Annotated in this window: 19 protein-coding genes and 2 tRNA genes; 6 read left to right on the top strand and 15 right to left on the bottom strand. The window is 56.7% G+C overall.

Annotated elements, in window-relative coordinates; translation table 11 throughout:
- Positions 1 to 52 precede the first annotated feature (52 nt).
- From AYT24_RS05980 to AYT24_RS05940, 9 genes are all read right to left on the bottom strand, one after another.
- Positions 53 to 502, bottom strand: coding sequence for a hotdog fold thioesterase (locus tag AYT24_RS05980; protein ID WP_010932987.1), 450 nt, complete (start codon positions 500 to 502; stop codon positions 53 to 55).
- Between the two features lie 52 nt (positions 503 to 554).
- A tRNA-Gly gene (locus tag AYT24_RS05975) sits at positions 555 to 627 on the bottom strand.
- A 50-nt stretch (positions 628 to 677) separates the two neighbouring features.
- Positions 678 to 751 (bottom strand) — tRNA-Met (locus AYT24_RS05970).
- Between the two features lie 54 nt (positions 752 to 805).
- Positions 806 to 1,546 (bottom strand): IspD/TarI family cytidylyltransferase, encoded by a 741-nt coding sequence (locus tag AYT24_RS05965; protein WP_010932986.1) that lies wholly within the window; start codon positions 1,544 to 1,546, stop codon positions 806 to 808.
- A gap of 5 nt (positions 1,547 to 1,551) precedes the next feature.
- Entirely contained in the window at positions 1,552 to 2,592 is a 1,041-nt protein-coding gene (gene queA, locus AYT24_RS05960) for a tRNA preQ1(34) S-adenosylmethionine ribosyltransferase-isomerase QueA (RefSeq protein WP_010932985.1), read from the bottom strand.
- A gap of 115 nt (positions 2,593 to 2,707) precedes the next feature.
- Positions 2,708 to 5,881 (bottom strand): beta-phosphoglucomutase family hydrolase, encoded by a 3,174-nt coding sequence (locus AYT24_RS05955; protein WP_010932984.1) that lies wholly within the window; start codon positions 5,879 to 5,881, stop codon positions 2,708 to 2,710.
- Positions 5,882 to 5,921: 40 nt separating this feature from the next.
- Positions 5,922 to 7,184, bottom strand: coding sequence for a trehalose 6-phosphate synthase (locus AYT24_RS05950; protein WP_164927019.1), 1,263 nt, complete (start codon positions 7,182 to 7,184; stop codon positions 5,922 to 5,924).
- A gap of 140 nt (positions 7,185 to 7,324) precedes the next feature.
- Complete coding sequence (tmk, locus tag AYT24_RS05945) at positions 7,325 to 7,969, bottom strand: dTMP kinase (protein ID WP_010932982.1); 645 nt, start codon at positions 7,967 to 7,969, stop codon at positions 7,325 to 7,327.
- Positions 7,970 to 7,975: 6 nt separating this feature from the next.
- Entirely contained in the window at positions 7,976 to 8,827 is an 852-nt protein-coding gene (locus AYT24_RS05940) for an alpha/beta fold hydrolase (protein WP_010932981.1), read from the bottom strand.
- A gap of 243 nt (positions 8,828 to 9,070) precedes the next feature.
- Here AYT24_RS05940 and AYT24_RS05935 point away from each other — a divergent pair, with 243 nt between their 5' ends.
- A complete protein-coding gene (locus tag AYT24_RS05935; protein WP_164927018.1) occupies positions 9,071 to 9,502 on the top strand; it encodes a hypothetical protein in 432 nt (143 codons plus the stop codon).
- Between the two features lie 222 nt (positions 9,503 to 9,724).
- Complete coding sequence (locus AYT24_RS05930) at positions 9,725 to 10,240, top strand: Spy/CpxP family protein refolding chaperone (protein ID WP_010932978.1); 516 nt, start codon at positions 9,725 to 9,727, stop codon at positions 10,238 to 10,240.
- Between the two features lie 80 nt (positions 10,241 to 10,320).
- On the opposite strand, the gene AYT24_RS05925 is transcribed toward AYT24_RS05930, so the two are convergent.
- The gene (locus tag AYT24_RS05925) at positions 10,321 to 11,031 is read right to left on the bottom strand and encodes an SDR family oxidoreductase (protein ID WP_010932977.1); all 711 of its coding nucleotides are present in this window, start codon (positions 11,029 to 11,031) and stop codon (positions 10,321 to 10,323) included.
- A 527-nt stretch (positions 11,032 to 11,558) separates the two neighbouring features.
- Here AYT24_RS05925 and AYT24_RS05920 point away from each other — a divergent pair.
- Positions 11,559 to 11,753: a hypothetical protein gene (locus AYT24_RS05920; RefSeq protein WP_164927017.1), complete on the top strand. Its 195-nt coding sequence runs from the start codon at positions 11,559 to 11,561 to the stop codon at positions 11,751 to 11,753.
- Between the two features lie 117 nt (positions 11,754 to 11,870).
- On the opposite strand, the gene AYT24_RS05915 is transcribed toward AYT24_RS05920, so the two are convergent.
- Together AYT24_RS05915 and AYT24_RS05910 are read right to left on the bottom strand one after the other, a co-directional pair.
- Positions 11,871 to 13,124: a hypothetical protein gene (locus AYT24_RS05915; protein ID WP_164927016.1), complete on the bottom strand. Its 1,254-nt coding sequence runs from the start codon at positions 13,122 to 13,124 to the stop codon at positions 11,871 to 11,873.
- Between the two features lie 194 nt (positions 13,125 to 13,318).
- Positions 13,319 to 13,876 carry a hypothetical protein gene (locus tag AYT24_RS05910; protein ID WP_010932973.1) on the bottom strand — a complete coding sequence of 186 codons (558 nt, stop codon included), beginning with the start codon at positions 13,874 to 13,876 and terminating at the stop codon, positions 13,319 to 13,321.
- 169 nt (positions 13,877 to 14,045) lie between these two features.
- On the opposite strand from AYT24_RS05910, the gene AYT24_RS05905 reads away from it, so the two are divergent.
- Positions 14,046 to 15,950 carry an ABC-F family ATP-binding cassette domain-containing protein gene (locus AYT24_RS05905; RefSeq protein ID WP_010932972.1) on the top strand — a complete coding sequence of 635 codons (1,905 nt, stop codon included), beginning with the start codon at positions 14,046 to 14,048 and terminating at the stop codon, positions 15,948 to 15,950.
- A 19-nt stretch (positions 15,951 to 15,969) separates the two neighbouring features.
- On the top strand, positions 15,970 to 16,668 hold the full coding sequence (locus AYT24_RS05900; protein ID WP_010932971.1) for a DNA alkylation repair protein: 699 nt from the start codon (positions 15,970 to 15,972) through the stop codon (positions 16,666 to 16,668).
- A gap of 140 nt (positions 16,669 to 16,808) precedes the next feature.
- On the opposite strand, the gene AYT24_RS05895 is transcribed toward AYT24_RS05900, so the two are convergent.
- The 3 genes from AYT24_RS05895 to AYT24_RS05885 all read right to left on the bottom strand — a co-directional run bounded on the left by AYT24_RS05895 (position 16,809) and on the right by AYT24_RS05885 (position 20,772).
- Complete coding sequence (locus AYT24_RS05895) at positions 16,809 to 19,001, bottom strand: prolyl oligopeptidase family serine peptidase (protein WP_226986774.1); 2,193 nt, start codon at positions 18,999 to 19,001, stop codon at positions 16,809 to 16,811.
- A 37-nt stretch (positions 19,002 to 19,038) separates the two neighbouring features.
- Entirely contained in the window at positions 19,039 to 19,617 is a 579-nt protein-coding gene (locus AYT24_RS05890) for a flavodoxin family protein (protein WP_010932969.1), read from the bottom strand.
- 99 nt (positions 19,618 to 19,716) lie between these two features.
- Entirely contained in the window at positions 19,717 to 20,772 is a 1,056-nt protein-coding gene (locus AYT24_RS05885; protein WP_164927015.1) for an RluA family pseudouridine synthase, read from the bottom strand.
- Positions 20,773 to 20,910: 138 nt separating this feature from the next.
- Here AYT24_RS05885 and lpdA point away from each other — a divergent pair, with 138 nt between their 5' ends.
- Positions 20,911 to 22,320, top strand: a complete 1,410-nt coding sequence (gene lpdA / locus AYT24_RS05880) for a dihydrolipoyl dehydrogenase (protein ID WP_010932967.1) — start codon at positions 20,911 to 20,913, stop codon at positions 22,318 to 22,320.
- The last annotated feature ends 2 nt before the right edge of the window (positions 22,321 to 22,322 follow it).

Here is a 22,322-nt window from a genome sequence, read left to right as displayed (position 1 = left end):
TGAAGCCCGGTTTTTTGTTGATTGACTGCCCTCGGCTTGAAAGCCGGGGCAATTACCCCCGTTTTTCAAGTACGGCGGCCGTGAAGCGGCTGACGCAGACCAGACGGCCTTTGTCGTCGCGGATTTTGATGTCCCAGACTTGCGAGGTGCGACCGAGGTGGAGCGGGGTGGCGGTGGCGTGCACGGAGCTTTCGCCCTGGCGCACGGCGCGGAGGTGGTTGGCATTGATCTCCTGGCCGACGATGAACTGCTTCTCGCGATCCACGCAGTAGGAGGCGGCGATGCTGCCGACCGTTTCGGCAAGGGCGAGCGAGGCGCCGCCGTGCAGAATGCCGATGCGCTGGATCGTGCGGTGATCGACAGGCATGGTGGCCGTCATGGAGTCAGGGCCGACAGCGGTGATTTCGATGCCAAGATGGCGGGCCATCTGTCCTTCAACGATCTGCGTTTCATTGATCTCTTCGGGCGTGACCGGAACAGTGAAAATCGAATCCTGTGCCATGGGAAGAAATGGTTGGTCTGGAGAGGTGCAGTCGAATCGGAGATTTTCGGAGAGCGGGTGACGAGATTCGAACTCGCGACATTTTGCTTGGGAAGCAAACACTCTACCAACTGAGTTACACCCGCTTGTTCGAAACATCCCGCTTGCCGGTTAGACAAGCGGGTGCTTGTCGGAGTGGTGAGGGAGGGAGTTGAACCCTCGACCTCAGGGTTATGAATCCTGTGCTCTAACCAACTGAGCTACCTCACCTTAAGGGCCATTAATATACGGCGTCGCCTTTCTAAAAACAAGAAGCGAAATGAATTAATTTTTCGATTTTCTGGCTTTTAGCCCGGCAAGAATCGCTTCACCAATGAAGACATCTTCGGGCGTGGTGATCTTGATGTTGTGGTAGCCGGTTTCGTAGATGCGAATCGCTTGCTGCGGGAAATAGCGCTCCACGAGGGCGGCGTCATCGGTGGCGTACCATTGCTCTTCACCGGCGAGGCGGTGGGCTTCGATAAGCTTTGCGGGGGCGAATCCCTGCGGTGTCTGTACCTGGAGCAGGCGGCTGCGGTCGAGCGTTTCGCCGAAAATCTCCGGATTGCAGCCGACATACTTGATGGTATCTTTCGGTTTTGTGGCGGGCACGCATGCGCCGTGTGTCGCCGACAGACGCGCGATGTCGTCGATCTCCTCCGGCTGGATAAACGGGCGTGCGCCGTCGTGCACGAGGATGGCGTCGGGCATCACTCCCGAGTTCTCAATCTCTTGTTCGATCAGCTTCATGCAATTACCGATCGAGTCCTGCCGCTCCTTGCCGCCTTCGATTATTGCTGTGATCTTCGTGAATCCGTTTGCTTTCGCAATCTCCTTGAAAACCGGGATGCTGTCTGGCAGCGTGGCGATGTAAACCGATTCGACCGTCGATGCCTCCTGAAACGCTTTCATGGTGTGCCAGATGACCGGCTGGCCGCCGATTTCAAGCATCTGCTTGCTGCGGCCGCCATCGAGCTTCATGCGTTTGCCGACGCCGCTTGCCGCAATGATGACTACTGTTTTCATGGGCGTTAGACGATAAGCATGGCATCCCCGTAGGCGAGGAAACGGTAGTTGTTCTTGAGCGCGGTTTTGTAGGCTTCCATGAGCAGGCGGTGCTCGGCAAAAGCGCTGACCACCATCATCAGTGTCGTTTCCGGCTGCTGGAAGTTGGTGATGAGCGCATCGGTGACCTTGAAGTTGTAGGGTGGATAGATGAACTTGTCAGTCCAGCCCTGGCCGAATTTGATTTTTCCATCAACCGTCGCGTTGGCTTCGAGCGCGCGGCAGGTCGTGGTTCCGACGACGAACACCCGGCCCGATTTGTTGACCTTGGTCTCGTTGATCTCCATTGCCGTCTGGTAGGGGATATTGAAGTACTCCGAGTCCATCTTGTGTTTCGAGACATCCTCAACCTCGATGGCGTTGAAGGTGCTCAGACTTGGATGCAGGGTGAGGGGCAGAATCTTGACGCCGATTTTCTGGAGCTGCTGCAAGAGCGGTATGGTGAAGTGCAGACCCGCCATTGGCGCAACCACCGCGCCGGTCTGGCTGGCATAAACGGTCTGGTAATCGGTGCGGTCAGTCTCTTTCGGTTTCCGGGTGAAGTAAGGGGGAAGCGGCACATGGCCGATTTTTTCGACCATCTGGAACACGTCGATGTCCGGATTGAGGAAGCGGATCGTGCGGCCTCTCGACGTTGTGTTGTCCACCACCTCGGCCACGACGTCATCCTCGAAATAGATCTTGTTGCCAACACGAACCTTGCGGGCCGGATCGACCAGCACGTCCCAGAGCCCGGCCTCCTTGTTCAGCTCCCTGAGCAGGAAGACTTCGATCTTGGCATCAGTTTTCTCCTTCTGGCCGAAAATCTTGGCAGGGAATACCCGACTGTTGTTGACCACGAGTAGGTCACCCTTTTTGAAGTAGGAGACGATGTCGGTGAACACCTTGTGCTCTATCTCTTTTTTGCGACGGTTCAAAACCATCAGCTTGCAGGCGTCGCGGGGCGATTCGAGGTGATCGGCGATTCGTGTTTTGGGAAGGGTGTATCGAAAGTTCGAGAGCCGCATATGCTGTTGTGGGTCAAAGGGTGAAGTTCCCGTAAGGATAAACCTTGAGTATATAGCGCTTCAGGTTGAAATAACAAAACCGGGAGGATTTCGCTTCCCTCCCGGTGCGCTACGTTCAGCCGAGCTGGACGGTCAGTTCCTCACCTTTTTTGAGGGTGACGGAGCGTCCCCCGATAAAGGCGGGCAGTTCATTGGCATCCGATTCGGTCAGCGTGACCGAGACACTTTTGGGGGTGATGACAATCCGGTACCAGCTCTTCTGGAAGGTGAGGTTTGTCTCGAGGCGCCTCCAGTGCGACGGGAAGTTGGGTTGGATGTTCAGCATGTCTTTGTGGAAGGCGATGCCCGAGAAATAGCGGGTGACGGTGTCGATGGTACCTGCCATTACGCCGCAGTGCAGGCCTTCAGGCGTGGTGCCGCCCTGTGTATCGTGAATGTCGCTTCGGAGCGCTTCGATGAACCAGTTCCATGCCATTTCGTGGCCATTGGGCAGGTAGCTCGAAATGATCGAGTGCACCACCTTGCTCAGGGTTGAGCCGTGGCTAGTGCGCGGTTCGTAGAATGCGTAGTTGTCGCGCACGAACCTGAGCGGGTCGGCAACGTGGTAGCCGAGATTTTCGAGAATGGCGCACACCTCCGCCGGAGAAAGTGTGTAGAAGGTCATCAGCACGTCGGCCTGCTTGGCCACCTTGTAGTGGTCGGGCGAATCGTTCTCAGCCTTCAGAATCCTGTCCATCCGGTGGATGTTGCCGTACTTGAGTTTGTAGTGTTCCCAGTCGAGCTCTTTCAGCCCCATGTAGCCATCGAACTGTTCAAGAATGCCGTTCTGGTCAATGAGCACGTTCATCTTGCCCGAAATGTCGCGCCACTTCATGAATTCGTCGTGGCCGATGCCGATCTTCTCCATGAGGCCATCCATTACCGCAGGATCAAGCCTCTGGCTGATTTCAATCGCTTTTTCAAGCAGCCAGGCGGTCATGATGTTGGTGTAAGAGTTGTCTTTCAATCCGGGTTTGCCCGAACCTGGAAGTTCTTCGTGGAACTCGTCCGGACCCATCACGCCTTCGATGTGATAGCGTCCGTCATCAGGCGAGAAGGTGGCGATGCTCGCCCAGAAGCGCGCGATCTCGAACATCATCTCCGCACCGTAGCTGTTCAGGAACTCCGTGTCGCCGGTGTCGTGCACGTAGCGCCAGGCGTTGTAGAAGACCGCGATCGAGACGTGGCGCTGACGGCAGCTCAGGTCGGGATCCCAGGCGCCGCTCTTCGGATTGTAGTGGATGGTCGGCGTTTCCTCGCGTCCGTCATCGGCGGTCTGCCAGGGGTACATCGCGCCGTGGTAGCCGTTGTCACGCGCATACTCGCGGGCTGCGTCGAGGCGGTGGTAGCGGAACATCAGCAGGGCGCGCGCGACCTCCGGCAGGTGCTGGATGAAGAACGGCATGATGTAGATTTCGTCCCAGAAGTAGTGGCCGCGGTAGCCTTCGCCGCTCAGGCCGCGCGCAGCGATGCTGGCGTCGATGTTGACGTTGTGCGGCGAGACGGTTGAGACAAGGTGGTAGATGTGCAGGCGGATGACCATCTGGGTGAAACGGTCGCCGTCGATTTTCATGTCGGCCTTCTGCCAGATTTTATCCCAGGCTTCGATATGGCGTTCGAGCAACTGGTCGAAACTTCCCGCCGAAGCGAGGGATTCCTTTCCCGCAGCGACTGGATCGTTGTGACCTGCGTCACGGGAGGTGTGGATCGAGACCACCTTGTCAATCGAACAGCTTCGGTCAGCCGATACCTGGAGACGGAAATGTTCGCTGATCCAGCGCGGGCTGCTAGTGATGTTGCCTTCGCAGACCGATTTTGCGTGGTAGCCGCAGCGCAATGTTGTCTTTGCATGCGTGACGATATCGATTTTCGAGTGGTTCGTACGCACGTGCAGGAAGATACCCTCATCTTTGCCCGTGCGTCCATGATCGACATGTTCGAGGTGGTCGGTCGAAAGGGTGTTGTAGCGCAGAACGTTGCGGTTTTGCACCCGTCCGTCGATGGTCGAGCGGATTTCGATCTCCGCCGAATAGTTGACCGGCTGGATGGTGTAGCGGATCGCCGCGATGTGCGGGTTGTCCATGCTGCAGAAGCGCTTGCTTTTCATCCGGGTGATGTTACCGAGCGTGTCCTGAATCACCATTTCACGCTCCATTACGGCGTGGCGCATATCGAGATTCTGGCGGTAGCTGAGAATTTTCTGCTCCAACGGATTGATAAACGCGCCGTTGCCGATCCTGAACTCGATAGGCAGCCAGTTGGGGGCGTTGACCATGTCGTTGTTCCAGACGGTCTGGCCGTGCACCTCTGACGGAAGCTTGTTGAATACACCCGCCAGATAGGTGCCGGGGTAGTGGTGCGCCGAGGTCATGCCACTCTCGAACGCGCCGCGCACGCCCATGTAGCCGTTGCCCGTGGTGGTCAGCGACTCTCTGAGCCGCTCGTCTTTGGGTGACCATGAGTCATAGTGAAGGTTCCATCCCTCATGTTCGAGCCCCGTGTCGAACCACTTGTCAATCTCCTCAATGGTGATTTCGCCGAGGTCTCTGACCACGATGTCCGCGCCCTGTTCCTTGAGCTTGATGCCTTCGATTTCGCGCGCGATGCCGAGCACCAGCCCGAAATTTCCCTTCGATCCGGCCTGGACACCTGAAATGGCATCCTCCACCACGACGCAGTCGTACGGTTCGAGACCGAGGTTGGCGGCCGCGGTGATGAAAATATCGGGATTCGGCTTGCCCTTCAGCTTTAGCTCCATGGAGACCTCGCCATCCACGCGCGTTTCAAACAGCTCTTCGAGTTTGGCAAGCCGGAGGATGAGCTGGCAGTTGCGGCTCGACGAGGCGATGCCGATGCGAATACCGCGGGCCTTGAGCGCCTTGATGAAGTCAACCGAAGTCTGGAAAACCTCGGGCCCCTCCTTGACGAGAATTTTCGTGAAGAGGCTGTTCTTGCGGTTGCCAAGTCCGCAGACCGTCTCTTTCTCCGGGGTGTCGTCGAGTTCGCCGTACGGAATTTCAATGCCCCTCGATGCGAGGAAGCTTTTGACCCCCTCCATTCGCGGCTTGCCGTCAACGTATTTCAGATAGTCGTGTACCGGATCGAATGGGACATAAGGTTCATTGTTGACCTCGGCGTAATTCTGCAAAAAGGAGTTGAACATCGCCTCCCAGGCAAGGCTGTGGATTTTGGCCGTGCCGGTGATGACTCCGTCGAGATCGAAAATGACGCCTTTGAAATTCATACTCATTCCATGAAAACAGTTAGAGGATTATCGGTGAAAGTGACGTTCAGAGCGAGAGCAATCCGAGGATGGTCAAAAGGATGTCGGGGTAGGGCACCATATAGCTTTTTGGGCAGATTTCCCTGACGCGCTGCATCAGCTTTTCATCCCGGGTGACAAAGATAGCCCAGACATCGTCGTACATCTCCATCGCCTTTTTCAGCATCGGGATGTCCGAAGAGGTGTCGCCGCAGACCAGTACCGGTTCTCCGGTATGGTCGATATTCATCTTGCGGCAGATGAATTCGAGTCCATCGCCCTTGTCGAAATCGCGGATCATACCCGTTTTGGGATCGACGTCGATGGTCAGGATGATCTCGATGTCGAGGCCGGTATCCTCGATCCTGAAGTTCTTGCCTTCAGGATCGATGTCGCGCACGATGCCCTTGATTTTTTCAAGAAATGCTGCCGATTCAGCTTCGTTGACCGAGCGGGTAATGTCCTGGCGGGCAATGGTGGTCTGGCCGAACTTCATCTGCAATGCTGAACCGATGAAGTTGAACTTCTCGAACGATGGATCGAGCAGCAGCAGTTGCATTCGTTCGTTGAGCAGCCGGATCAGCTCCTGCTTGCCGGGTTCAATCGGGAAGCTGTGGAACTGGCCGTCGATGTCGATGAACTCGCGTCCTTTGGAGCCGGCATAGACGAAGATGTGTTCGGGATTGATCGAGACGTTCAGGATGCCGAAATCCTTGAGCGGCGCCGAAGTGACGATCATCGGATAGCGGCAGCAGTTTTTGGCGAAGCGCGACAGGAAGACCGAATTGTAGATGGGCTGGATCGAGGAGCGATAGCGTCCGCAGTAGTTGTTGGTGGTGCCGTCGCGGTCGGTGATAAATGCGTTGAACGATTTGCCTCGCAGCATCTCCACCCCTTCGGTGACGTAGTCGGTGAAGCCGGGAATGAACTTCGCCAGGTACTCGATGAAGCGGTCTTCGCCGTATTCGAGGTAGTAAATATCCTTTTGCAGCTCGCGGATTTCGTAGGTCAGGTCAACCTCGATCTGCTTCATGCCATCGATGCGAAGCAGTCTTTGGCCTGTATAGTCGTCGATGTAAATGGTTTCGAGGGAGTAGAGGGCGTTTTTCAGGGATTCGAGGCATCCTTTGCCGACGACCCGCTGCTTCATGATGTTCCGGACGATCGGCTTTCTCAGGTCTCTCGTTTCGGCCTTGAGCCGGTACAGTTCCTTGAGCGTCCTGATATCCTGCAACGTGATGGGGAAGTTACAGGTACGAAGACTTCTTTCATTGACAATGGTGGTATGCATGAGAAGCCGACTGAAGGAGAAAGGTGCTGAGTTTGAACGTAAATTTACAACAAAAACCGACAGCAATCCAGTAAAATAAACATCTATATCAGTCAGTCAGAGAACAAGCTAAAGCTGTTTACGGTTCCGGAGCGCTCTTTTTATGCGGTTTTTGTGCAGAGCGCGTCAATGCTTGAAATAATTTTACGGTGAATTTCCGATGGACTCAGGAGCGCGTCGATGATGATGATCCGGTTCGGGTTTTCGCCGCCGATTTTGTGATATCCCTCCCGCACTCGCCGGTAAAAATCAAGCCCTGAGTTTTCCATCCGGTCGAGCTCTTCAGATTCGAACGCCAGTGGCAGGGACTTTTCGGAAAACTTTCTCATGAGCGCGTCTTCCGGGGTGAGGTCGAGATAGAAGGTGACATCCGGCACGAGGCGGCATGAGGCGATGCGGTTGATTTCGGCCAGCATGTCCAGGTCAAGGCCCCGCCCGTAACCCTGATAGGCAGTCGTTGAATCAAAGAAGCGGTCGAGAATGACGTCACTGTCGTTTTCGAGCGCCGGCTGGATAACCTGCTGCACCAGCTCCGCGCGGCTCGCTGCAAAGAGCAGCAGCTCCCCGACGGGGGTGATGTCGTTGCGTCTTTCGAGCAGCAGCTCCCTGATCTCTTCGGCCACGGGAGTGCCACCCGGTTCGCGCAGGGCCAGAACTTCGCGCCCTCGCTCTTGAAGATAGCGTTTGAGCTTCATGACCTGGGTTGATTTTCCTGCGCCGTCGATTCCTTCAAATGAAATGAGCATAACAGGTTAAGGCAATGGTGGTTCCTGGTGAATGAATTCCGTGATTGCTGTGCTGAACTGTTCCGGATATTCGAGCATTGGAGAGTGGCCGCAATCTTTAAAAATGAGCAGCTTTGCGTGAGGCAGTTCCCGCTTGACGATGTGGGCAATTTTCGGCGAGATGTAGCGGTCGTGTTCTCCCCAGATGATCAGTACCGGTTGTTTCAGCTCCCGGAGCCTCGCTCGCAGGCCGGTGCGCTTCAGGTCGAGCTTCAGCATGTTGCGGTTTAGGCTCATGACGGTCTCGAACGCGTCGTGGTCTCGCGCGATCTGGAGCACTTTACGGTACGTCTCGTCGTCGATGGCCTGCCGGTTGTGAATCGCCATGTCGAGCATTTTGGCCGCAATGCGCTCGCCGGTAACGAGCGGCTTGAGCACATGACGCACGCCCGGCAGGCTGATCGCCCTGGCGAACGAGGGCAGGACAATGAAGCCGTCCGTGTTGCTGAGCACCATTTTTTTGAAGGTGCCGGGGTAGAGCAGTGCGGTTGCGAGCAGATACTTTCCGCCCATCGAATGCCCGGTGCCATAAACCTCGCCATGAGCAAACGCATCAGTTTCCCAGAGGAATTCATGAATGAGGTCGGCATAGAGCTGCAAGGTGTAGGGAATCGTCCGCGGCTTGTCCGATTCACCGAAGCCGAGCAGGTCGAGGCCAAGCACTCTGAATGAGCGGGCAAGCAACGACATCGATGGGCCATAATAATCAGCCGATGAGGAGATGCCGTGAAGCAGCAGCATCACGGGTGCGTTGCCTCCGGTGTCGATATAACGGTGGCGGTGACCGCCGAGAGTAATATATCTGCTCCGGATTGGCATGGACGGGCGGTTTGTTGAGGTGATAGTCGCGAGGCCTGTCTGGCAGCACTCAAAAATAATCAATGATCACCAAAAAAAGAGCATACGCGCACAGGAGGACGATTTATTTATAAAAACGGATGACGTCGCCTCTTTGTTTATTGAAAAAAATGTATGTTCCCGCCACGGAGAAAGCACCACATTTGGCCAATGTCGCTTTACAGAACCTATAACCTTTCCCACAGGGACGAAAGAAGAGCTCTCATGAACAGAACGGTTGTGGTGGCTGTGGCGGTCGTGGTGTGTTGTGGCTTGAGCGGCTGCACCGGCCCCACTGACCAGAAAGTGAATTTACCCCATACGGACCTCAATGGCGCCATCGTTTCTCCTGCCAATACCCCCCAGTCATCTTTAGTCAGCGATATGCCGCCCTGGATCGACCTGTATCGGGAAAGAAACCTGGTGAACGTTTCCTCCGTTGATCATGTCGTCATTGTCATTTTCGAAACACAGGGGAGCCGGGAAGAGGTTTATCACCACTACTTCGACAAGTTCAACGGTGAGGAGAATTTTTCATCCTTTCGGTACAACCGCGACATCATCAGTTTCGTCAAAGATGGTTACGGCATCAAAATTACCCTGCTCGACTCGACCAAAAATCTCTGGTCACTTGAATATCATCGCCAGATGATCTGAACCCCCAAGACGGTCGAGCACTCCCGTTTTTTATTCTCTTTTCAGCGGGGCTTTACCGCTGCATCTTTTTCTTTTCAACATGGTATCTCCGTTTTTGCGCCGCGAAAAAAATTTTTTGATGAACGCAGGAATCGGTGGGGTGGCGTCGTCCTATGGGGTGAAAAAGGATCCCTATTGATGAATTCAGGCGCCTCGAATACAAAAGCAAACGAAAGTAAAACGATGAAAAAGAAGTTAGTGATGACTGCCCTTGTTGCAGGGCTTTTGGGTAGTGCCGGCACGGTTTTCGCTGCCAGCAGCAATGATCAGCCAGCGCCATGTGCGCGGCCAGGTATCTCCGGGCCGGTTGATGCCCGTGGTTATGGTATGGGCCCGGAGGCCCGTTTCGCGCGGCAGCAGGATATGAGGTGGCAGCGGATGAAACAGGCGCTTGGCCTGAGTGACAGTCAAGAGCAGAAAATGATGGAGCTGAGGCGCGGCTTTTATCAGGAGAGCCGCCCGGTCAGGCAATCGATGAGGAATTTGCAGCGCGACCTCGCGCTCGAATCGGTGAAAAAGTCCCCCGATGGCCGCAAGATTGCCAACCTGACCCAGAGAATCGGCCAGCAGAGCGTGCGCCTGGCGCAGCTCGAAAGCCGCCACCTGCGTGAGCTGGCCAAGGTGCTCGATGCGAGGCAGATCGACCGCTTGCTTCAGATGAGAGATAATTTCGGCGGCAAGCGCTGGGGCAGGGGATAATCTGTTTCTCGCAAAGGAAGGTTATAAAAGAGTCGGAAGTTTTTCTTCTTCCGGCTCTTTTATTTGCAGCAAAACCCCAGTCAGTGTGCCTGGCCGGTCGGACGAATGATGATTTCGCTCACATCCACATGCGGCGGCTGGCCGAGAGCGAAGAGCACTGCGCGGGCGACATCCTCCGGAAGCAGTTCGGGTGCTGCCGGTTTCTGCAAACCTTCCCAGAACGGTGTATCGACGATACCCGGCTCAACCAGCGTGACCCGCACACCAAGGCTTGCAACTTCGTTGCGGATTGCCTGCGCCATGCCGGTGACGGCCCATTTGGTGGCAGCGTAGAGGTTTCGCATCGACGTCACGCGGCCCAGCACCGAACCGGTGACGAGGAAATGGCCTTTGGTCTTCATCAGCTCCGGCAGCGTGAGTCGCGCCGTGGCTGCCGCACCGAAGACGTTGGTCATCACCATGTCGCGCCACTCGTCGGGCCGGTGTTCACCCTCGATGAATGACGACCCTTTAGAAAAACCCGCATTGGCGAAAACCGCGTCGAGCCTGCCGAAGCGCCCGATGGTTTTCTGCACCATCGCCTCCTGCTGGTTCCAGTCCGCCACGTCGCACGGCACGGCCATTGCCCGCTCCGCGCCCAGTTCAGCGGCAAGCGCCGCCAGCTTCTCCGCTGACCTCGCGGCAACCACGACGCGCCAGCCCGCCTCCACAGCCTGAATCGCGGTCGAACGCCCGATGCCGGTCGAAGCGCCGGTGATGAGAAGAACCTTTCCGTTATCTGAAGTGGTCATGATGTATAATTTCCTATTTGCTTTAAAGCTGGCCTGGGGGCAAATATACGGAAGAGGGAATTTTCTGGTAGACGGAGCCACAAAAGTTTTGTTTCCGTGATGTGGGATGATGTCGTGAGGTGGCGTTACGGTGGTAAAGCATTTTCTTTTGGGATGGGGAGCCTGTTCAGCTAAGTGTGTCAACGGTCGTTTTCATAGAGTTACCCTTCCCTCGAATTTCATGGAAAACTGATTGATGACCGCACCCGGTTGTGTAGCGGCATTGTCCATTTTTTCTTTCTTTCTGGTCATAGTTTTGCTCCTTGTTACATGATAGGAAACTACGACCGTTTACACACTTTATCTTACAGACCCCGAGGGGGAGCTTTACGACGTTGTTCGCCAGGGTCGCAGTGTTCCGGCAGTTCCACTGGTTATTGTTGGTATAGAACCCTGATTATTTGGGCTGTTTCCAGTCTGGCCAAATTCCCGGTTTTTCCATAGATTTGGGGCATTGTTTCGTCAACCCCCAAAATCGGTTGTTTCCTATGGCTATGATGGATCCGGCAAGCTGGATGTTTGTACTTGTTGTCAGTATTGTCTGTTCGATTGCGTGCGCGATTGTTTCGTTCAATAAAGGGTATCGCGGTTCTCCGGTGTTCGCCTGGTTCGGGGCGGGATTTGTGTTCAGCGTCTTTGCCCTGATTGCCATCATTCTCGCCCCGCACCACCACGAGGTGTGAATGCGGCGGGTGGCTATGTTTGCTGTTTTCCAGCGAAAACGAAAAAGCTGTCCCGGTTTTGCTCTCGGGATAGCCTTTGGTTGTGTCGACACCTTATAGGATCAGCAGCCAGAGTTGTTAACGCACCTGGTTCCATCCGCTTTCAGGGTTTCCATGAAAGCGCCCGCTCTTGTCTGACTTTCCGTTGGAGTTGTCTTCAGAATCTTTGTTGTCAGACCCTTTTCCGTCAGAATTTTTTCGATCAGATCCTTTGCCTTCAAAGCTCTTTCCGTCAAAACCCTTTCGGTCAAAACTTTTTCCATCAGAATCCTTTCGCTCAAAGCTGCTGCGGTCAAACCTTCTTCCGTCAGACCCTTTTTCTTCAAAGCCTCTTCCATCAGAACCCTTTCCCTCAAAACTTTTCAGCTCAGAATCTTTTCTTTCAAATTCTTTTCTGTCAGACCCTCTGTCATGAAACCATTTGCCATCAGGTTTGCCATCAGGAACTCCCTGGGGCTGAGGCGGTGCTTGTGGCAGCGGCAATGGTTTTAAATCGGGCCTTCCTTCAAGTCTCTGGATGTTTCCGCCACCGGATTTTCCATCGTCATTTCTGAAGTCAGGCCTTCCGTCAGGTCTGAAATCGGGCCTTCTGTCACGGTCGTCTCGCTGAATTTGCATTCTCTGTTCCCTGAAATGCCTGTCCCAGAAGGTCTTGTCATGCCTTCTGTATTCAGTGTCGCGACGGCGTCTGATGTCGTTCCAGTCATGCCTTCTGATCTGGTAGGGGAGATCCCAATATCTGACACGAGCCCACGGCCCGCGGTAGTTCGATGAGCGGAACCAGTCGCCATCGCGGTAGATAAAGTAGAAATTGTCAAGCCTGATGACGTCGTAGTCCCAGCCCCAGGAGACGGCAAAACCGTAATCGTCGAGATAAATGAAATCCGGGCCATAGTCTCCGGCATACAATGGGCCGTCGCCATACCGGGCACGCTGATCCCTGAAGTACCTGTCCCAGTAAGCGCGGTCGTACCTTCTGTATTCACGGTCACGGCGGCGTCTGATGTCGTTCCAGCTATATCTCCTGAGCTGGTAGGGGAGCTCCCAATATCTGACACGAGCCCACGGCCCGCGGTAGCTTGGTGAGCGGAACCAGTAGCCATCGCGGTAGATAAAGTAGAAATTGCCAAGCCTGATGACGTCGTAGTCCCAGCCCCAAGAGACGGCAAAACCGTAATCGTCGAGGTAGATGAAATCCGGGCCATAGTTCCCGACATAACGAGGGCCGCCAATGTTGATATTCAAATTGACTTCAGCCTGGGCATTGTTCTGGGGTGTGCCGAGCAGCAATCCTGCAAATCCGGCAGTGGCGAGAAAGAGTGATTTTTTCATGGATCGGTTCCTTTGACTTGTATGGTAAACCTCACTGGCCGGAATCGCGATGCCCTGATAAAAAAGCAGCGGGTGCCGAAATCCGTCCTGTTCAATAATTGAGACGTTGTCAACCGGTAAATCTTTCAACAATCAGCAAGAAAAAAAACAGGCAGGTCCAGTCAGGCCGGGATCCCCTGTTTCGCCATTTCTGCTCAGCGCAGATTGCGTATTTTTTCCAGCAGCAGTTTGTGTTTTGCAAGCTCCGGATCACTTTCGGAGAACCCGTTGATTTCAAGGTTTTTGGCCACGAATTCAAGCAGCCGGCGGTCGAGGTGTTCGGCAATGCCGAGCATGTGCGAACGGTGGTGCAGCAGCTCGAACAGAATCACTTTCTCTGCCTGGTTCCGTTTCATCTTTTCGAGGATGCGCGCCATGAGGTCGTTGTCCAGATGGCGCGAGACTTCGCTGAAATATTCGAGTGGCAGGTCGTTGGCGTAGTTCACCGCCTGATCGACGCCCATCGTCCGGCAGACGCCGGCGGAAATCTGCGGGCGGATATGTTCGACCATGAGCGGCACAACGATAAAGTGGGGAATGAACCGCACGATCGAGCCGATGGCGTGGTACAGCTCGTCGAAACCGTCGGTCTTATTGTCAACCACAGCTTTGATGTAACTGGTGAGCGCCAGCTGCTGCTCCTGTTTGAGGTTTTTGAGGGCTTCGGGCAGAGGAATTTCGGTCCAGGCGAGCGTTTCTTCGAGAGTGGCCATCGCGTTTGAGCTTGATTGTCCGGAGCTGCAGTGCCGGGGTTAAGAAGGGTCGTAAGAACCGTTGGTGTCGATTTTATTGTATGGAAAAAAATGATGATATGGAAACGAAGCTCCGGCTGGAAAGAGGAATGGTATATTGAGGCTTTTTCAGGGCTAAACAAGGGCGGACATGGTATTACTGACGGTTGAGGGGATTACCAAGAGGTATGGTTTGAAAACGCTTTTCGAGGAGGTGTCGTTCGGCATCGATGACCGCGACAAGGTTGGCATCATCGGTGCGAACGGCAGCGGCAAAAGCACGCTGATGAAAATCCTCGCCGGGAGCGAGACGCCCGACACCGGGAGGGTGATGGTGTCGAAGGAAAAGAAAATCTCCTACCTGCCGCAGGTCTCGCCGTACGACGCGGACGACACGGTGCTCGAAGCGGTGCTCAAGTCGGGCGACAAGGTGATGGCGCTCATCTGCGAGTACGAACTGGCTCTTGAGGCGCTTGACCATGCAGAGGGCGACCAGACCGCGCTGATCGAGAAGGTGACGCACCTGTCGCACGAACTCGACGTGAGCGGCGCGTGGGAGCTGGAGTCGAACGCCAAGGCGGTGCTCGGCAAACTCGGCCTGAACGACCTGACGGCGAAGATGGGCACGCTTTCCGGCGGCCAGCGCAAGCGTGTGGCGCTTGCTCACGCCCTCGTGGTGCCGAGCGATGCGCTGATTCTCGACGAGCCGACCAACCACCTCGATGCCGACAGCGTCGAGTGGCTCGAAAGCTACATCCGCCGCTACGCCGGGGCGGTGATTCTCATCACGCACGACCGCTACTTCCTCGACCGTGTTGCCACCCGTATGATCGAACTCGACGGCAAAACAGCCAAAACCTACACCGGCGGCTACGCGAGCTACCTCGTCCAGAAGGAGGCGGAGGAGGCGCAGGAGATTCGCGACGAGCGCAAGCGCAACGCCCTGGCAAAGCAGGAGCTTGAATGGATGCGCACTGGCGCGAAGGCGCGCACCACCAAGCAGAAGGCACGCTTGCAGCGAGCCGAAACGCTGGTCTATGCGCCGAAAAAGGCAGAGAAGCAGGAGATGGAGATCGGCTTCGGCGCGGAGCGGCTCGGCAACAAGATCGTCGAGTTCCACGACGTCTCGAAATCGTGGGGCCAGAAAAAGCTGCTTCGCTCGTTCGACTACCTGCTCGAAAAGGGCGATCGCATCGGCATCATCGGCCCGAACGGCTCCGGCAAGACCACGCTGCTCGAAATGATTGCCGGGCGCACGAAGCCCGACACCGGGCGCATCGAGATCGGCCCTACGGTCAAGATTGGCTACTACGACCAGGAGAGCCGTCACCTCGACGACTCGAAGCGCGTGATCGAGTATATCAAGGAGGAGGCCGAGCAGATAAAGACCAAGGATGGCACGCTGGTCTCCGCGGCCAAGATGCTCGAACGGTTCCTCTTTTCAGGGGCAGCGCAGTACAACCCCATCGGCAATCTTTCGGGCGGCGAGCGTCGTCGGCTCTATCTGTTGCGCCAGCTCATCGGTGCGCCGAACGTGCTCTTGCTCGACGAGCCGACCAACGACCTCGACATTCCAACCCTGCGCGTGCTCGAAGACTACCTCGACACCTTTCCGGGGTGCCTCGTTGTCGTGAGCCACGACCGCTACTTCCTCGACCGCACCGTCGAGCACATCTTCGCCTTCGAGGGCGACGGCATCGTGCGCCGTTACCCTGGCAACTACAGCGTCTATCTCGAAATGAAAGCCGCAATCGCCGCCGAAGAGCAAGCCGCCAAGCAGAAACCTGCGCCCGCAGCCAAACCCGCGTCCGAAGCGCCGAAGCCGACATTGTCGCCGAAACAGCGCAAACTCAACAGCAAGGAGAAGCGCGAACTTGAGCAGCTCGAACAGGCCATCGCCGAAGCCGAAGAGCGGCAGGAAGCGATCAACGCCGAACTTGCCGCCGCCGGTTCGGATTTCGATGCGGTGCAAAAGTTGGGCGACGAACTGCACAAAATTCAGACGAAGCTCGACAAAGACATGGAGCGCTGGGCGGAGTTGGCCGAACTGGCGTGAACCTTGAGCAGAGAACCCGATGATCAAAACAATTCAATCCCGTCTCGAATCTCTCGCCGACGAGCCAACGGCGGGAATTCTCCGTCGCTTTTTCAAGACCGGTCCCGGTGAGTATGGCGAGGGCGACCGGTTTCGCGGCATTCGTGTGCCGGTACTTCGCAAGCTCTGCCGCGAGTTCCTGCACGCGGGCGTCGAGGTGATCTCGGAGCTGCTTGACTCGCCGTGGCACGAAGACCGGATGCTTGCGTTGCTGCTGCTCATCGAGCGTTACCAGTCGTCAAGCGAGAGCGGCAGGGAGGCGCTGTACGAGTTCTACTGCACGCTAACCGGCCGTATCAATAACTGGGACCTGGTTGATCTTTCCGCACCCTGCATCGTTGGCCGCCATCTCCACACTCGCGACCGCTCGCGGCTTTACCGCTTCGTCGAATCGTCCAGCCTCTGGGAGCGCCGCATCGCTATCGTTTCGACCTTCCACTTCATTCGTAACAACGACTTCTCCGACACTCTTGCCTTGGCCGAACGCCTGCTCACCGACCCCGAAGAGCTGCTCCACAAAGCCACCGGATGGATGCTCCGCGAAGTTGGCAAACGCGATCAGCCATTGCTCGAAGCCTTCCTTGAGCACTACGCTATCGCCATGCCCCGTACGATGCTGCGCTACGCCATCGAGCGCTTCCCGGAGGATGAGCGAAAGGGGTGGTTAAAGCGGCGTTGATCCTCGGAGCGCCATGCCTCAGCCTGGTAGTGGAGCCGAATGCTTCACGTTTTGAGTGGGCAGCCAAGAGGCTTCGGAAATTGTGGACTGGAGAGACGTCGTGGACTTGGTGGCCCCTGCAATTCTTCATTCAAAATTCATCATTGGGCGGCTCCGCCGGTCTGCCACAATCCGAAGCTCAGCATGTCGGCGAGCGATTCGAACTGCTTCGTCTTCGTGTCGCCGATGCCGTGGCCGGCTTTGTAATCCGTGAAAAAAAGCACCGGTTTGCCGGAGGTGGTGGCTTCCTGTAACCTTGCGGCGAATTTGGCCGGTTGCCAGGCGGGGACTCTCGGGTCGTTCATGCCTGCTGTGATGAGCACTGCGGGGTATTTTACGCCGTCGCGGATGTGCAGGTAGGCATCCATTTCGAGGAGCGCCTTGCACTCCTCGGGGTTTTTGACGGTGCCGAATTCGGGCACGTTGACCGGGCCATTGGGGCTGAATTCGCCTCTCACCGCGTTGAGCACGCCGACCTGCGGCATGGCGGCGGCGAAGAGGTCGGGGCGCTCGGTTATGGCGCGCCCGATGAGAATGCCGCCTGCGCTGGCCGAGTTGATGGCGATGTGTTCGGGCGAGGTGTAGCCCTCATGAATCAGATATTCGGCGCAGGCGATGAGGTCTTTCCAGGTGTTGGGCTTGGTCGATTTCATGCCCGCCTTGTGCCAGGCGTCGCCCAGCTCTCCGCCGCCGCGTACGTGGGCCACGGCGAGGATGCCGCCCTTGTAGGTCCAGAGCAGGAACGAGGGGTTGAAGAACGGGGTCATCGAGTTGCCATACGCGCCGTAACCGTAGATCAGCACGGGATTTTTGCCATCCATCCTGATGCCGCGATTGTAGATCAGCGACAGCGGCACCTTGACGCCGTCATAGGAGGTCGCCATTACCTCCTTGACTTCAAGGTTGTCGTATTCGGGGTAGCTCGCCTTCGACGAGAGCGTTTCGTCGATGAAACGATTGTGCTTCGCATCGTAGCGGTAGCGGCGATAGTCGTGGTTCCAGCCGCCTATGACCGTCCACAGTTCAGGCCTGTCGAATCCCTTTGAACCGATCGACATCGTGCCCGCCTCGAACGGAGTCTCGATCTTTTCCGGCTTTGTGCTGCCGTAGTTCAGATGATACAACTCCTCCCGGACGCCGTTGGTGGAGATGGTGTAGAAGAGTCCTTCGTTGGTCAGCGCCAGGGCGGTAAGGGTGCCCTCCGCCGGTTCCGGAATGACCGTTTCGGCGGTCGCCAGATCGGGGTGGTCGAGCGAGGTTTTCAGTACTTTGAAGCGCGGCGCGTTCTTCGGTGTGAAGACGTAGAGATTGTGTTTGGTCGCGGCAAAATCGTAAACATCGTCTTCAGGGCGGAAGAGCGTTTTCCAGGGGATGGTTTTTTCGTTCCAGAACCTGGCAGGAGCATACCATGCGGTGACTCTGGGATCGACGCTGCCGACGAAGGCGAAAATTTTCTCGCTTTTCCGGTCGTATATGACCGACGGAATGTCCTCAGGCTTGATGGGCAGGGCGGGATTGTGGGTGCGTGAAAAGATTTCGCGGTCGGTCGATGGATCGGTGCCAACCACGTGCAGCAACACCTTGCTGTCGAGCTCACGTGCTTTGTCGTGCAGATCGGCGGTGTTCATCCGGTTGTAGAAAAACGACTTGCCGTCTGGAAGCCACGACGGCGAAGCGAACCAGCAGCGGTCAATCCTCTCGGGCCAGATGTGGCCGTCCCTGACGTCAATGATCAGCATGACGGAATTTTCCGAACCGTTCGGCGAGACGGTGACGATCACCTTTGAGGCGTCGATATTCGGTGCGACTTCGCTGATGACGAAGGTGCTGCCGCTTCCGTCCTTGTATGTTGTCGGATCGAAAAGCAATCGCTCCTGACCTTTGTATCCCTTGCGGGTGTAGAGTTTGCCGGTTTCGTCCACGGGCGTCTGCTTGAGGTAGAAGTAGTGGTCGTTATCCGTAATGGAAAGATCGAAAACCTTCTCTTTTCTGCGCTGGTCGAACTCCTTCATCTTTTCGATGAGTTCGTTGCGGCCCGGAATGGCGTCGAGCACCTGGCGGGCGTGATCCGACTCGCGCCGGTACCAGGCGGCGACTTTCGGGTCTTTGAGATTTTCGAGCGGACGGTATGGGTCTGCGATGCGTTCGCCGCAGACGGTTTCGACGACATTGGCGGAAGGCGCATCCATGTTTGCCTTGTTATCTGCACGGGCAGGAATTGGCGTGGAAAACAGGAGGGCTGAGAGGCACAGGATGGCCGGGGTGTGCCCGGCGAGCATGGTTCTGTAATTCATGTATCGGTGTGTCAACAGTGTAGGTATCGGTTTCGAATCAGTTGTGCAGTTTCTTCAACAGGAAGGCCATCGAGTGGCCGAGGTCGCGCATGTTTTCCATGCCTTCGGTGTCGTTGACGACTTCGCCGCCGTCACGTCCACCGAAGCCGAGGTTCCAGTAGGTCGAGCCGACCATGAACATCTGGCAGATCTGGAAGAGGTGGTTAATGCTGTCGTAGGCGTGAATGCCGCCGCCCCGCCGGAGCGAGACCACCGACGCGCCGACCTTGTGGCGGAACAGCTGGCCGTTGGTGCGCGACACGAAGCCGGCGCGGTCGATGAGCGCTTTCAGTTCGGGCGTGATGTCGGCGAAGTAGGTGGGTGAGCCGAGGATCATGCCGTCCGCTTCGACCATCTTCGCGAAGATTTCGTTGAAGCCGTCGCCCTTGGTTGAGCACTCGCTGTTCTTGTTTTTGATGCAGGCGTAGCAGGCGCGGCATCCTTTGATGTTTGTGCCGCCGACCTGGATCAGTTCGGTTTCGATGCCTTCATCTTCGAGCACCTCGAAGATGGTCTTGAGCATGATCGAGGTGTTGCCCGCCCGGCGCGGGCTGCCGTTGATGCCAATGACTTTCATGGTTTCGCGCTGTTCCGGATGGAGAATCGTTGTCCGGAGAATTCAAAAAATATAGCGGCAATATAAGCGATAAGTTCAGAGAAGTAACACCGGAGTGATCTAAAGCGTTTGTGTGGTTCGTTTCATCACGCTTCGGATTTTTTCGAGTACGGTCTTCATATCCTCTGGCAGGGGTGCGGTGAAGGCGAGCGGTTCGCCGGTGGTGGGCTGGCGGAAACGGAGGGTTTCGGCGTGCAGTGCCTGTCGGCCCATCAGCTCCAGCAGGTTGTGCGTGAACGGTTCGCTCTTGCTGAAGGGGAGCGTGCGAGGCGTTGCGCCGCCGTAGGTTTGGTCGCCGAGAATCGGGTGGCCGAGGTGTTGCAGATGGACGCGAATCTGGTGGGTACGGCCCGTGTGCAGCGTCATATCCATCAGCGCGAAGTACGCGAGGTCTTCGACAACAAGGTAGTCCGTGATGGCGTGCTTGCCTTCAGCACCCTCGAACGGGAAGTTGGCCATCACCTTGCGGTTTTTGTGCGACCGCCCGATATTGGTCTTGATCGTGCCGGATGGCGGATTGGGCACGCCCCAGACGATGGCTTTATAGACCTTTTCGACCTGCCGCCGGGCGAACTGTGTGGCGAGCTTGTGCAGCGCCACCGGATTCTTGGCGACGATGATGAGGCCCGAGGTGTCCTTGTCGAGCCGGTGCACGATGCCGGGGCGCATCTCCGTCTTGTCGAGATCGTCCGCATCCTTGCCGAGATGGTGCAGGATCGCGTTGGCCAGTGTGCCCGTCCAGTTGCCGAACGCCGGATGCACCACCATGCCGGCCTCCTTGTCGATCACCATCAGGTCGTCGTCCTCGTAAAGGATGCTGATCGGAATATCCTCCGGAGCGAGCTCCGGAGCGGGTGGACGCAGGAAGGTGATGTGGATGTGGTCGCACGACTTGATGCGGTAATTTGACTTGACCGGCTTGCCGTTGACCAGCACGCGCTGCTCCTCGATCGCCTTCTGCACCTTGTTGCGCGTGGCGTTTTCAACCTGCTGCGTGAGGTAGCGGTCGATGCGCATCGGCGTCTGCACCTTGCTGACCTGAAGGGTCATGGTTTTCGGTGCGGCTTCGGGCTGAAGCTCCTTCGGGGATTCGGTTTTTAGCGGCTCTTTTTGCATTTTGTGGCGGCTTCGGTCATGACTTGTGAAAGTCATTATATGTGAAAGTTATTATAGTCAAAGAATCGTCTCGTGCAACCGTGAATGTCCATCGCTGCCGATTCAGGGGGTGATGCGCTTCACACAACCAGTTACGTTATGCAGCAGGCAGATACTCTCGCAGCGCAATTCGATGTCGCCGTCATCGGTTCCGGCCCCGGCGGTTACGAGGCGGCCATTCATGCCGCGCGTTACGGCCTGAAGACCTGCATTGTCGAAAAGGCGGTGCTTGGCGGTGTTTGCGTCAACTGGGGCTGCATTCCGACCAAAGCGCTGCTTCGGAGTGCAGAGGTGTTTGATCTGGCAAAGAATCCAGAGACTTTTGGCGTCAATGTCGGCAACGTATCGTTCGATCTCGCGCAGGCGGTCAAGCGCAGCCGGAATGTGGCGCTGAAAAGCTCGAAGGGCGTGGCGTATCTGCTCAAGAAGGCTGCTGTTGAGGTGTTGGCGGGCGAGGCGGTGCTGACCGGCGGCGCAGGCGTGATGGTCACCATGCCGGACGGTTCTGTGCGCATGCTCGGAGCGAAAAACATCATTGTTGCGACGGGATCGACGCCGCGCGTGATTCCGGGGCTGGAGCCGGACGGCAAAAAGATCATCACCAGCCGCGAGGCGCTGATTCTGAAAGAGGTGCCGAAGTCGATGATCGTGGTCGGCGGTGGCGCGATTGGCGTCGAGATGGCCTGGTTCTACGCCAAGGCGGGCTCGAAGGTGACGATTGTCGAGCTGATGCCGCGCATGCTACCCGCCGAAGAGGCGGAGGTTTCCGAGGCGCTGAAGCGCTCGTTCGAGAAGGCGGGCATCACGGTGCACTGTGGCGCGAAGCTCGATAATGTTGCTGTCAGCGAGTCCGGCGTATCCGCCGAACTGGTCGTCGAAGGCTCGGCGCCGCAGACGCTCAATGCGTCGTGCCTGCTTGTGGCTGTCGGCGTGACCGGCGCGATCGATGGGCTCGGCCTCGATGCAGTGGGCGTCGAAACGGAGCGCGGATTCATTCGTACCGACGGGCAGTGCCGTACCTCCGCGCCGGGTATCTATGCTATCGGCGACGTTCGAGGCGGGATGCTGCTGGCGCACAAGGCGTCGGCGGAGGCGGCCATCGCGGTCGAAGCCATTGCCGGAAAATCGCCCGAGCCGCTTTCGGAGCCGCTTATTCCGCGCTGTGTCTATGCCCAGCCGTCGGTGGCTTCGGTTGGCCTGACCGAGGAGGCCGCGGTCAACGCCGGGTATCAGGTCGCGGTAGGCCGCTCGCAGTTCGCCGCCTCGGGCAAAGCCAACGCCTATGGGCAGCTCGAAGGCTTCGTCAAGCTGGTGTTTGACGCTGCAACCGGCAAGATGCTCGGCGGCCATCTCATCGGCCACGATGCGGTTGAGCTGATTGGCGAACTTGGACTGGCGTGCCGCTATGGCGTGACGGCGGGAGGCCTCGTGAATACGGTTCACGCCCATCCGACCCTGTCGGAAACGGTCAGGGAGGCGGCGTTTGATGCGCTTCAAAGCATGGGGTAAAA

The organism is Chlorobaculum tepidum TLS, assembly GCF_000006985.1.
GTDB lineage: Bacteria > Bacteroidota > Chlorobiia > Chlorobiales > Chlorobiaceae > Chlorobaculum > Chlorobaculum tepidum.
This window is presented reverse-complemented; position numbering and strand designations above follow the sequence as displayed.

Coding starts and splice junctions, on each gene's coding strand:
- AYT24_RS05980 (WP_010932987.1), bottom strand. CDS start 502: ATGGCACAGGATTCGATTTTCACTGTTCCGGTCACGCCCGAAGAGATC.
- AYT24_RS05965 (WP_010932986.1), bottom strand. CDS start 1,546: ATGAAAACAGTAGTCATCATTGCGGCAAGCGGCGTCGGCAAACGCATG.
- queA (WP_010932985.1), bottom strand. CDS start 2,592: ATGCGGCTCTCGAACTTTCGATACACCCTTCCCAAAACACGAATCGCC.
- AYT24_RS05955 (WP_010932984.1), bottom strand. CDS start 5,881: ATGAGTATGAATTTCAAAGGCGTCATTTTCGATCTCGACGGAGTCATC.
- AYT24_RS05950 (WP_164927019.1), bottom strand. CDS start 7,184: ATGCATACCACCATTGTCAATGAAAGAAGTCTTCGTACCTGTAACTTC.
- tmk (WP_010932982.1), bottom strand. CDS start 7,969: ATGCTCATTTCATTTGAAGGAATCGACGGCGCAGGAAAATCAACCCAG.
- AYT24_RS05940 (WP_010932981.1), bottom strand. CDS start 8,827: ATGCCAATCCGGAGCAGATATATTACTCTCGGCGGTCACCGCCACCGT.
- AYT24_RS05935 (WP_164927018.1), top strand. CDS start 9,071: ATGAACAGAACGGTTGTGGTGGCTGTGGCGGTCGTGGTGTGTTGTGGC.
- AYT24_RS05930 (WP_010932978.1), top strand. CDS start 9,725: ATGAAAAAGAAGTTAGTGATGACTGCCCTTGTTGCAGGGCTTTTGGGT.
- AYT24_RS05925 (WP_010932977.1), bottom strand. CDS start 11,031: ATGACCACTTCAGATAACGGAAAGGTTCTTCTCATCACCGGCGCTTCG.
- AYT24_RS05920 (WP_164927017.1), top strand. CDS start 11,559: ATGGCTATGATGGATCCGGCAAGCTGGATGTTTGTACTTGTTGTCAGT.
- AYT24_RS05915 (WP_164927016.1), bottom strand. CDS start 13,124: ATGAAAAAATCACTCTTTCTCGCCACTGCCGGATTTGCAGGATTGCTG.
- AYT24_RS05910 (WP_010932973.1), bottom strand. CDS start 13,876: ATGGCCACTCTCGAAGAAACGCTCGCCTGGACCGAAATTCCTCTGCCC.
- AYT24_RS05905 (WP_010932972.1), top strand. CDS start 14,046: ATGGTATTACTGACGGTTGAGGGGATTACCAAGAGGTATGGTTTGAAA.
- AYT24_RS05900 (WP_010932971.1), top strand. CDS start 15,970: ATGATCAAAACAATTCAATCCCGTCTCGAATCTCTCGCCGACGAGCCA.
- AYT24_RS05895 (WP_226986774.1), bottom strand. CDS start 19,001: ATGAATTACAGAACCATGCTCGCCGGGCACACCCCGGCCATCCTGTGC.
- AYT24_RS05890 (WP_010932969.1), bottom strand. CDS start 19,617: ATGAAAGTCATTGGCATCAACGGCAGCCCGCGCCGGGCGGGCAACACC.
- AYT24_RS05885 (WP_164927015.1), bottom strand. CDS start 20,772: ATGCAAAAAGAGCCGCTAAAAACCGAATCCCCGAAGGAGCTTCAGCCC.
- lpdA (WP_010932967.1), top strand. CDS start 20,911: ATGCAGCAGGCAGATACTCTCGCAGCGCAATTCGATGTCGCCGTCATC.